General features: G+C 61.6%; 9 protein-coding genes. All 9 read left to right on the top strand.

Features of this window, described 5'->3' with window-relative positions; genetic code table 11:
* Nucleotides 1-237 precede the first annotated feature (237 nt).
* The 9 genes from EWV35_RS06825 to EWV35_RS06785 all read left to right on the top strand — a co-directional run bounded on the left by EWV35_RS06825 (nucleotide 238) and on the right by EWV35_RS06785 (nucleotide 10,721).
* Nucleotides 238-1,455, top strand: coding sequence for a CaiB/BaiF CoA transferase family protein (locus EWV35_RS06825; RefSeq protein ID WP_129659466.1), 1,218 nt, complete (start codon nucleotides 238-240; stop codon nucleotides 1,453-1,455).
* 12 nt (nucleotides 1,456-1,467) lie between these two features.
* The gene (locus EWV35_RS06820; RefSeq protein ID WP_129659463.1) at nucleotides 1,468-2,670 is read left to right on the top strand and encodes an acyl-CoA dehydrogenase family protein; all 1,203 of its coding nucleotides are present in this window, start codon (nucleotides 1,468-1,470) and stop codon (nucleotides 2,668-2,670) included.
* 142 nt (nucleotides 2,671-2,812) lie between these two features.
* Entirely contained in the window at nucleotides 2,813-4,045 is a 1,233-nt protein-coding gene (locus tag EWV35_RS06815) for a hypothetical protein (RefSeq protein WP_129659460.1), read from the top strand.
* Nucleotides 4,046-4,052: 7 nt separating this feature from the next.
* Nucleotides 4,053-5,051 (top strand): HAD-IIA family hydrolase, encoded by a 999-nt coding sequence (locus EWV35_RS06810; RefSeq protein ID WP_342210827.1) that lies wholly within the window; start codon nucleotides 4,053-4,055, stop codon nucleotides 5,049-5,051.
* Nucleotides 5,048-5,416, top strand: coding sequence for a hypothetical protein (locus EWV35_RS06805; protein WP_129659457.1), 369 nt, complete (start codon nucleotides 5,048-5,050; stop codon nucleotides 5,414-5,416). Before EWV35_RS06810 ends, EWV35_RS06805 begins: the two co-directional genes overlap by 4 nt.
* Nucleotides 5,413-6,165: a TlyA family RNA methyltransferase gene (locus tag EWV35_RS06800; protein WP_129659454.1), complete on the top strand. Its 753-nt coding sequence runs from the start codon at nucleotides 5,413-5,415 to the stop codon at nucleotides 6,163-6,165. Before EWV35_RS06805 ends, EWV35_RS06800 begins: the two co-directional genes overlap by 4 nt.
* A gap of 125 nt (nucleotides 6,166-6,290) precedes the next feature.
* Nucleotides 6,291-7,235, top strand: a complete 945-nt coding sequence (locus EWV35_RS06795) for an NAD kinase (protein WP_129659451.1) — start codon at nucleotides 6,291-6,293, stop codon at nucleotides 7,233-7,235.
* A complete protein-coding gene (recN, locus tag EWV35_RS06790; protein ID WP_129659448.1) occupies nucleotides 7,232-8,959 on the top strand; it encodes a DNA repair protein RecN in 1,728 nt (575 codons plus the stop codon). Before EWV35_RS06795 ends, recN begins: the two co-directional genes overlap by 4 nt.
* Before the next feature lie 64 nt (nucleotides 8,960-9,023).
* Entirely contained in the window at nucleotides 9,024-10,721 is a 1,698-nt protein-coding gene (locus tag EWV35_RS06785; RefSeq protein ID WP_129659693.1) for a CTP synthase, read from the top strand.
* The last annotated feature ends 11 nt before the right edge of the window (nucleotides 10,722-10,732 follow it).

The following is a 10,732-nucleotide window of genomic DNA, read 5'->3' as shown; positions in this document are numbered from 1 at the left end:
GTCCTGTCGTTGTGGTGGGGTGGTGGTGTGCATCGTGCTGCACCTTTTTTGTGTTTAACCCCCTTGTGCTGGCCCCCTGTGCTGGCCCCCCCCGGGGGCTGATTACTTAGGACTGAGGCTGTGCGTGTGGTCGTCATTGTGAGCTCGCATGTGACTTGTCTGAAGAACCATGATTTGTGGTTGACCTCGCACGAGTGATTATGTGGTGCCTGGCACAATGATGCGAGGAGGCTGCAGATGTCCGACCAGAAGTCACGACTCGAGCGGAGATCTGGTGGTCCTCTATCGGGCGTGGTCATCGCGGATTTCACGCGCGTCCTGGCCGGTCCGTATTGCACCATGCTTTTGGCCGACCTGGGTGCAACTGTCATCAAGATCGAAGGCCCCCACGGTGACGACACCCGTCAATGGCAACCGCCGGACCGGGACGGGGAGAGCACCTATTACCTCGGCGTCAATCGCGGCAAATATGGGTTGCAGCTCAACCTTAAGAACGAGGAAGATCGGAATACCGCTTACAGCCTCATCGAGGCCTCTGACGTGTTCATCGAGAACTACAAGCCCGGCGGCCTCGAAAAATTTGGGCTCGACGAAGAGTCCGTCGCACGGCGGTGGCCGCGGCTCGTGCACGTCAGTATCACCGGATTCGGTACCAAGGGCGGGGCGGCCCTTCCCGGTTATGACCTCCTGGCACAGGCGGTCTCAGGCATGATGGACCTGACAGGCTCTTCCGACGGGCCTCCGCAACGTATGGGCGTGGCGCTATTCGACGTCGTGACAGGACTGCACGCGGCCGTCGGAATTCTGGCCGCCCTCCACGAGCGCGAGCGTTCAGGAAAGGGGCAGCACCTGGGCTTAGACCTGTTGTCTTCGGCCTTGTCCGGTCTCGCCAACCAAACCTCAGGCTTCGTGGCAGCTGGCGACGTGCCGCATCGTATGGGCAACGATCATCCCAGCCTGTTTCCCTACGGACCGTTTGCGGCCCAAGACGGTCAACTCGTGATTTGCGTCGGCAACGACGCCCAGTTCCGTGTCCTCGCCCACGAGCTCGGCCGGGACGAACTTGCCGACGACCCCCGTTATGCGACCATGCCCCAGCGCAATAAAAACCGGTCGGAGCTGAGAGGACTCATTGAGGATGTGCTCGCCGAGCAGACCAGCGACGTGTGGTTCCACCAGCTGCGTGAAGCCGGTTTGCCGTGTTCGCCGATTCTCGATGTCGCAGGCGGTATCCGCTTCGCCGAGGAGCTGGGGCTCTCACCCGTAGTGGACGCGGGCACGGGTGACGATGCCGTACCTACGATCAAGAGTCCGATCGGTTTCAGTCGTACCGGACCAAGCTACGACAAGGCTCCGCCCCGATTGGACCAAGACCGAGACGCCGTTCTGGACTGGTTGGCCCGGCGTCAAGCTACCAGCGACGTCGCTGGTGACCCGCATACCTCAGCAGAATAAAGGAGCTTCGTCATGCCGAAACACCCCACTGACCTACTCAATATCGAATCCGAATTCAGCGATTCCGAACTCGAGGTGCGGGATCGCGTGGCCGACTTCGTCGACCGCCGGATCCGCCCCAACATCGCCGATTGGTTCGACCAAGCCGTTCTGCCGACCGAGTTGCTGCCCGAGATGGCCGAGCTCGGCCTCTTCGGGATGCATCTCAAGGGTTACGGCTGTGCTGGGCGTTCCGCCGTTGAATATGGCCTTGCCATGCAGGAAATGGAAGCCGGTGACGCGGGCCTGCGGACGGTCGTGTCCGTCCAGGGGTCACTCGCGATGTCCGCGATCTACAAGAATGGCTCGGAAGAGCAGAAGCAGAAGTGGTTGCCCAAGATGGCGTCGGGCGAAGTCATCGGGTGTTTTGGCCTGACTGAGCCCACAGCGGGTTCGGACCCGGGGTCCATGCTGACCAACGCCCACAAAGAAGGCGACGAGTGGGTCCTGAATGGACACAAACGCTGGATCGGTTTGGCGACGATAGCCGGCGTAGCGATCGTGTGGGCGAAGGTTCCGGAAGAGGACTCGGGCACATCGGGGCATGGGAAAGATGGGCAGGTTGTGCGCGGTTTCATCGTTCCGACCGATACGCCCGGGTTCAACGCGGTTCCCATTACACAGAAGCTTTCAATGCGCGCGTCCCTTCAATGCACGATCGACTTCGACAACGTTCGTCTTCCCGCGGATGCTATTCTGCCCGAGAACCCGGGGCTGCGCGGGCCCTTCGCATGCCTGACCGAGGCGAGATACGGAATTATTTGGGGAGCCATGGGCTCCGCACGGGACTCGGTCGAAGCCGCTTTGTCCTACTCACAGGAGCGGCTGCAGTTCGACCGCCCTCTGAGTTCCTATCAGCTCACTCAGAAAAAGCTCGTGGACATGTCGCTCGAGATCAACAAGGGGCAATTGCTCGCCCTGAGAATCGGGCGGGCCAAGGACGAAGGGTCTTTGGAAAACCACATGATCTCCGTCGGAAAACTCAACAATGCACGGGCCGCCATCGAGATTTGTCGTGAAGCCAGGACCATCCTGGGAGGCAACGGGATCACGGGAGATTACCCGCCGCTCAGGCACGCCAATAACCTCGAATCGGTGCGGACCTACGAGGGGACGGACGAGGTACACACCTTGATCCTGGGACAGAAGCTCACCGGACAGAGCGCTTTTCGGTAGGCCTTGGAGGCGTACGTCATGCGCGAAGTCCGGCCATCCGATACCCTGAACACCCCTCAAAGTGCGTAAACTTTCCCTCAGGACCGCGAGGCGTCGGCGCTACGACGAACCGCCCGCACAACGCTAATAGAGGAGAACGAGCTTGGCTGAGGACGACCGCAGGGATTCATATCGCGGGGATAGCCGCAACCGGAACCGAGGGACTGAGCGCGGGAGCTTTGACCGCAAGGGCGGAAACAACTATCGAGGTCGCGACGGCGGACGAGATGGTGACCGCGAACGTCGCTTCAACGATCGTAAGCCCTACGACCGCTCCGACCGGGATCCACGCCGCCGAGATCAGGATCCTCGCGGACGCTTCGAGCGGGACCAAAGGGATCAGAAGCCGGCACGCGAGGGTTACCGCCCCGCCCGTCCGAAAGCCCCGGAAATCGATGAAGAAGTCACCGGACGCGAACTCGACAAAGCCGTCCTCCGCGAACTGCACGTCCTCGAGAAGGACAACGCCGAAACCGTGGGCAAGCACCTGGTGATGGCAAGCCAGTACCTCGAGGTGGACCCCGAATTCGCGCTCGAACATGCGCAGGCCGCGGTCCGTCGCGGAGGACGTGTGGCCGCGGTGCGTGAAGCCGCAGCGATCGCAGCCTACGTAGCGGAACAGTTCGACGTTGCGCTGCGCGAATTGCGGACTCACCGGCGCATGACCGGATCCAACGAGCACATCGCATTGATCGTCGACTCCGAGCGCGCTCTGGGCCGGATCGACAAAGCGCTCGAAACATCGCAGGATCCCAGCCTGACGGATCTGACAGGGGCACAGAAGGCGGAACTGGCCATGGTTGTCTCCGGAATCTACCGGGACAAGGGTGAGCTGCAGAGGGCCAAGGCTGCCCTCGAGATTCCCGAACTCAACCGAAAGAAAGCCTTCTCCTACAGCCCCCGCCTGTTCAGCGCATACGCCGATCTTCTGGAAGAGATGGGTCAGGCCAAGGACGCCAACTCGTGGGCACGGTTGGCCACCATCGCCGAGGCGGCCTTGGGCCAAGGCCAGTTCGAAGAACCCGAAATCTACGAGATCGAGGTCCTGCCGGACGAAGAACCGGCTGCGCAAGATCCTCGCTCGGACGAGGAAGGCGTTGACCTAGCCGAAGCCATGATCGAGCAGAACGAGACCTCGGCACCGGAGCCCAGTGAGGAGCTGTCCTCCCCGGATCACGAGGAACTGACCCCCGCAGGTGGGCCCAACCGCGATCCGGAGGCGGTGGAAGTGGTCAGAGACGAGTCGGCCGAGGACGGGGGCGTCGTCGAGGAAGACGTGACCGGGCAGGACCCGGAGACCGAAGCCGTTCAGGAACGCCGTGGAGAGGACGACTAGTCTGTCCATGAGTGCGCTGATTTCCAGTTTTGACGCCATCCTGTCCGACTTGGACGGTGTGGTCTATGCCGGGCCCCATCCGATCGACGGCGCCGTGGATTCCCTTAACCGCGCTGCGGCCGATGGGGTATCCGTCGCCTACGTGACCAACAATGCGTCTCGCTCCGTCGCCGCCGTGGCCGAACATCTGAACTCGCTCGGGCTATCGACCGATGCCGAACACGTGGTGAGTTCGGCTCAGTCGGCGGCCCAGTTGGCCGTCGATCGGTTGCCCGATGGAGCATCCGTAGGTATCTGTGGTTCCGATGCCCTGGCCGAGTGCGCGCGGGCTGCGGGGCTGAAAGTCGTTGGGTTGGACGAGTCGCCCCAGGCTGTCCTGCAGGGCTTCGACCCCGGCCTCGGCTGGCAGGACCTCGCGAATGCCTCTTATGCGTTGGCCTCTCACGAGGTTCTGTGGATCGTGTCCAATACGGACATGACGATTCCAAAAGAACGTGGGATTGCACCGGGCAACGGGACTCTGGTTCATGCCGTTTCCGTGGCCACCCGTCGGGAGCCTTTCGTCGCAGGCAAGCCGGGCGCGAAGATATTCCAAACTATCGTCGGTCGGCTGGGAGTCGAGCGACCCGTCGTGGTCGGGGACCGGCTGGATACCGATATTTTTGGGGCCCACCAGGCAGGGTTGCCCAGCATCGCCGTGATGACTGGAGTCCAAAGCATGGAAGACCTGGTCAATGCCCGTTCAGCGGAACGGCCCACCTATGTGCTGAGTAATCTTCGTGAATTGTTCGAGGAATATCGCAAGCCCCAGGTCGAGGTACGAGGCCACGGCTCGGTCGCCGTGATCGACGACGTCGCACGGGCCATCGCGGAGGGCACGACCCTGCGCATTGAGACGACTGCGCGTTCATCGCAGCTCCTTGCCTGGCGAACCGCCATGGCCGCGTGGTGGTCCGCGCATCCGGACGAGCTAACGGCAACCCGCGCGGAGATCCAGTGGACATGAGTGAATGGACCGAGGAGACGAACCCGGAAGGCCCCGAAGGAACGGATTCTGGCCGTCCCGATTCCGTAGGCGAGCAGGAGCGCGAATCCGTGACCGATCAACGAAGCGCAGAGAGGCTCGAGCAACAGACCGCCTCCCTTGATGCATTCGCCCGGAACGGGACCCCGGAAAATCTGGGAGCGATCCTGGATTCGCTCGACGATGCCCCGGCAGAGGAGCACGCCGTGATCTTCGATCGGCTGCACAATGAACTCCGGCGACTCCTCGATCAGGACCCCTCGGCCTTGCCGCAGGGCCTGGTGGACAACTTTTCCGCTCGGAATTCCGATACGGAAGAAGACGACCCCTCGGAAAAGTTCGCGTGAGACTGGATCGCTGGCTCGTTGACCAGACAGACGCACGCTCGCGCACGATGGCCGCGAGGCTGATTGCGGAGGGACGGGTTTCGGTCAATGGAACGGTCGTCCTCAAGGCTTCGCACGCCGTCCGACCAGAAGATGAAGTCCTCGTCGTTCTGGGCGCCGGCCCTCAATACGTGAGCCGTGCCGGGCACAAACTGGCCGGTGCGCTCGCGGCTTTTCCGAGCATCGTCGTCCAGGGACGTCGCTGTCTTGATGCGGGTGCTTCGACAGGCGGATTCACACAGGTTCTGTTGGAAGCGGGCGCGAGCCACGTGGCCGCGGTCGATGTGGGGCACGGTCAGCTGGACCCGATCATGAGGGACGACCCGCGGGTGGAGTCCATCGAAGGCCTGAACGTCCGGAATCTGCGGCCCGAGCACATCGGAGGTCAAGTCGATCTGACCGTGGGTGACCTCTCTTTCATCTCATTGACCCTGGTCATCCAGCCTTTGGCCGAGGCAACTCTTGGGGGCGGTGAATTGATCCTCATGGTCAAACCGCAATTCGAGGTCGGCAAATCGAAACTCGGCAAAGGCGGTGTCGTCCGCAGCGACACCGATCGTGCGGCCGCGATCCAGAAAGTGCGTGACTGCGCGGTCGAAGCGGGGTTGGATATTGTCGGTGAGCAGCCCTCGCAATTGCCTGGCCAGGACGGCAACCGCGAATATTTCCTGCATCTGAGGAAACCAGCCACCGGGGAGAAGGCCCGGTAAGTCTCTGGGACGAATCTGAGTGCTGGGGCTGATATGAGCTTAAAGTGTCAGGACCGTCGCCTAATGTAGAACTACGGATTCTCCCATGAGAGCCATACCCGTCTCGATCGGAAGGCACACAATATATGAGTCGCAAGATCCTCTTATTCGCGCACACAGGCCGCGCGGAAGCCACCGCCGCAGCGACTCAGGCATGTGTTCGGCTCAGGGACGCGGGTCTGATACCGGTGATGAGCCGCAGGGACCTGGAAATTCTTCGGGGGACCGAGGCCGAGTCCGTGGGGGTCCAGGTCATCAATGAGAACGTTGCCCTCGATGACATCGAACTCGGCGTGGTCCTGGGCGGAGACGGTTCCATTCTGCGAGCTGCAGAAATCATTCGGCACACGAATATCCCACTGATTGGCGTGAATCTGGGGCACGTAGGTTTTCTGGCGGAATCCGAGCGCAGCGACCTCGATGAGGCCGTGGACCACATTGTCAACAGGACCTATACGGTAGAAGAGCGCATGGCGATCGACGTCCTGGTGTGGAGCCGAGGCCAGGTTCTGACCCATACTTGGGCGCTCAACGAAGCATCCATCGAAAAGGGCAACCGCGAGAAAATGGTTGAGGTGGTGATCGAAGTCGATGGGCGCCCCTTGAGCACCTTCGGGTGTGACGGCGTCGTGCTGGCCACTCCCACGGGTTCGACAGCATACGCATTCTCCGGAGGCGGACCGATCGTCTGGCCCGAGGTCGAGGCCATGCTGATGGTGCCTTTGAGCGCTCATGCTCTGTTCGCTCGGCCGCTCGTGACGGCTCCTTCATCGACCATGGCCGTGGAACTCTTGCCGACCAACGGGCATTTCGGGGTTCTGTGGTGCGACGGTCGTCGCACGACCGAGCTTCCTCCGGGATCCCGGATCGAGGTCCGGCGTTCGGAGAAGCCCGTTCGGCTGGCCCGGATTCACCCGGCACCGTTCTCGGAACGTTTGGTCAAGAAATTCGATCTTCCGACCCGCGGTTGGCGGGGACCGGTCCGGCGTCACGGCGCATACCCCGAGCAGGAGGAGGCTCAAGGATCATGATCGAAGAGATTCATATTCGCGACCTGGGCGTCATCACCGATGCGACCTTGCCCCTGGGGCCGGGCCTGACGGTGCTGACCGGCGAGACCGGCGCGGGCAAGACCATGGTCGTCACGGCCCTCGGTATGCTCCTGGGAGCGCGCTCCGACGCCGCAGCGGTACGTTCGGGAGCCAAATCGGCGTTGTCTCAGGCCGTCGTGAGGCTTCCGGACGGGCATGCGGCGCTCGGCCTCACCGAGGAAGCAGGGGGAGAGGCCCACGCCATCGAGGCGGATGCGTTCGCCGACGAATTACCTCACGAACTGATCCTTTCCCGGACGATCAATGCCTCAGGTCGTTCCCGGGCGACCATTGGAGGGGCCGCGGCGCCGATCGGGGTCTTGTCCCGTGTGGGCGAGACTTTGGTGGCCGTTCACGGCCAGACGGACCAGTTACGTCTTCGATCTGCCGAGGCACAACGCACCGCGTTGGACTCTTATGCCGGGCCCAAACTTGCCGAGGCTCTCGAGACGTATCGTTCGAATTACGAGGAGTACCGATCCTCCGCGCGCGAGCTTCGTGAGGTCAGGGAAAATGCTCGTGCCCGAGCCTTCGAAGCGCAGAGTCTGAGTCAGGCTCTCAAGGAGATCGACAGCGTCAAACCCCAGCCAGGGGAAGAAGAAGCCCTCGACGCGGAATCTGCCAGGTTGACCAACGTCGAGCAATTGCGGACCGCCGCCGAGACCGCTCAATCCGCTCTGGTCGGCGGACACGATTCTGATCTCGAAGCCGTCACGGTCTCCGTCCTGTTGGACTCCGCTCATCGAGCGCTGGCCCAGGAGGCTGACGAGGATGCGGCCCTCGCGGCCTTGACCAAAAGAGTCCGTGAACTCATGATTCAGGCTGCGGACATCGGTGAAGAGCTTTCAGGGTATCTTTCGGAGCTGAACGCCGAGGGCCCGGGACGACTGGGAGAGGTAGAGTCGAGGCGCTCCGCGCTGAAGAAGCTGACCCGCAAGTACGGTGCCGACATCGCCGAGGTCCTCCAATGGGCCGAGACCAACAGGGCACGTCTCGAACAGCTGACCGATGATCCCGCGCGCTCGGAGGCTCTCGAGGAGAAGCTCAGGACCCTTCGCCGGGATATGGAGCAGCAGTCGCTCGAGCTCATGGAACTGAGGCGAGGTGCGGCCAAGAAACTGGCCAAAGCGGTCTCTTCCGAGCTGAAAGCTTTGGCCATGCCGAACGCGTCCCTCGTCGTGGAGGTTTCCGAGGCGGAGAAATTCGGCCCCGACGGCAAAGACGTCATCGCCTTCAAACTGGCTCCTCATGAAGGTGCCAGCCCCAGGCCGCTCGGTAAGGGAGCTTCAGGCGGCGAGCTTTCTCGTGTGATGCTCGCTCTCGAGGTCGTCCTGGCCGAGGTCGATCCCGTTCCGACTTTCATTTTCGACGAGGTCGACGCCGGCGTTGGTGGCAAGGCAGCGGTGGAGATCGGCAAACGGCTCGCGCACCTCGCTCAACACGTCCAAGTCTTGGTGGTCACGCATTTGCCGCAGGTTGCAGCCTATGCGGATCGTCACGTGCTCGTCCTGAAATCCAAGGACTCAACCGTGAGCGAAGTCAACGTGCTGAACGCTGAAGAGCGCACCATCGAGTTGGCTCGTATGCTGGCCGGCCACGAGGATTCCGAGGCGGCACGTGCTCACGCGAAGGAACTTCTGCAGGACGCCGAGCAGCTGTCATAACCCAAATTCTTCCATGCCGCAGGCGGCCGACGGACGAGGTTCCACGGTTCGCAGTGACCCTCTCGTGATAGGCTTAAATTCCGTGGTGAACGATACTCAGACATCCCCGGCAACTTCCCAAAACGACGAAAAAATAACCCGCCAGATCTTCGTGACGGGCGGTGTCGCATCGTCCTTGGGCAAGGGCCTGACGGCATCAAGCCTTGGTCGCCTCCTGCGGTCCCGTGGCCTTTCCGTGACCATGCAAAAACTGGATCCTTATCTCAACGTGGATCCGGGAACCATGAATCCCTTCCAGCACGGTGAGGTCTTCGTCACCGACGACGGCGCCGAGACAGACTTGGACATTGGGCATTACGAACGGTTCCTCGACGAAAACCTGGACGCTTCCGCCAACGTGACCACGGGTCAGGTCTACTCGACCGTGATTGCCAAGGAGCGTCGCGGCGAATACCTTGGGGACACGGTTCAGGTCATTCCTCACATCACGGATGAGATCAAATCTCGTATGCGGCGCCGAGCCACAGGTACGCCCGACGCTCCTGACATCATCATTACCGAAATCGGCGGGACAGTCGGCGATATCGAATCTCAGCCCTTCCTCGAAGCGGCGCGTCAGGTACGCAGAGACGTCGGACGAAAGAATGTTTTCTTCCTGCACGTGTCCTTGATCCCCTACATCGGGCCCTCGGGGGAGCTCAAGACGAAGCCCACCCAACATTCGGTTGCGGCGCTGCGTGGCCTCGGCATCATTCCCGATGCTCTGGTTCTGCGTTGCGTCCAGGACATCCCGGAGCCTCTCAAGGCCAAGGTCGGGGGCGCGTGCGATGTGGATACCGAGGCTGTGATTTCATGCCCGGACGCACCGAGTATCTATGACATTCCCAAAACGCTATTCAACCAGGGCTTGGATTCCTACGTTCTCGATTACCTCGGTCTAAAGTGCGCTGAAGCCGATTTCGAGGAGTGGGACAAGCTCCTGAAGGTGGTTCACGAGCCGACCCACGAGGTGACGATCGGCCTGGTCGGAAAGTACATCGACCTCCCGGACGCCTACCTTTCGGTTTCTGAGGCCTTGCGCGCAGGAGGTTTCGCCAATGACGCGAAGGTCAAACTCAAGTGGATTGCTTCGGATTTGTGTTCGCAGCCCGAGGGCGCGGCCCACCAGTTGGGAGGAGTCGACGCGATCTGCGTTCCCGGTGGTTTCGGGATTCGAGGTTTGGAAGGCAAGCTCGGTGCCTTGAAGTATGCGCGAGAAAATTCAATCCCCGCGCTGGGTCTTTGCCTCGGCCTGCAGTGCATGGTTATTGAGTTCGCGCGGAATGTGGTCGGACTCGAGGACGCTTCCTCAACGGAATTCGATCCGGAAACGTCGACGCCGATCATCGCGACCATGGAAGAACAGAAGCAGTTCGTTGAGGGCGCCGGAGACTTGGGTGGCACGATGCGTCTGGGCCTCTACCCGGCCAAGCTGGTTGAGGGTTCGGTCACGGCCGGAGCATATGCGGCAACCGAGGTTGAAGAGCGCCATCGTCACCGGTACGAGGTCAACAACGCTTATCGTGAGGACCTGGAGAAGGCCGGTTTGGTCATTTCGGGCACGAGTCCGGATGGGCGTTTGGTCGAGTTCGTGGAGCTTCCCGCATCCGAGCATCCGTTTTATGTTTCGACGCAGGCGCACCCGGAGTTGCTTTCGCGGCCGACGCGTTCCCATCCGTTATTCAGGGGGCTGGTGGCGGCGGCCCTCGAACGAATCAAGTAGGCCGACCCGCA

This window comes from Rothia uropygialis (assembly GCF_004137765.1).
Lineage (GTDB): Bacteria > Actinomycetota > Actinomycetes > Actinomycetales > Micrococcaceae > Rothia.
This window is presented reverse-complemented; position numbering and strand designations above follow the sequence as displayed.

Excerpts from the sequence above, each read along its gene's own strand:
- EWV35_RS06825 (WP_129659466.1), top strand. The coding sequence starts at position 238 with ATGTCCGACCAGAAGTCACGACTCGAGCGGAGATCTGGTGGTCCTCTA.
- EWV35_RS06820 (WP_129659463.1), top strand. The coding sequence starts at position 1,468 with ATGCCGAAACACCCCACTGACCTACTCAATATCGAATCCGAATTCAGC.
- EWV35_RS06810 (WP_342210827.1), top strand. The coding sequence starts at position 4,053 with ATGAGTGCGCTGATTTCCAGTTTTGACGCCATCCTGTCCGACTTGGAC.
- EWV35_RS06805 (WP_129659457.1), top strand. The coding sequence starts at position 5,048 with ATGAGTGAATGGACCGAGGAGACGAACCCGGAAGGCCCCGAAGGAACG.
- EWV35_RS06795 (WP_129659451.1), top strand. The coding sequence starts at position 6,291 with ATGAGTCGCAAGATCCTCTTATTCGCGCACACAGGCCGCGCGGAAGCC.
- recN (WP_129659448.1), top strand. The coding sequence starts at position 7,232 with ATGATCGAAGAGATTCATATTCGCGACCTGGGCGTCATCACCGATGCG.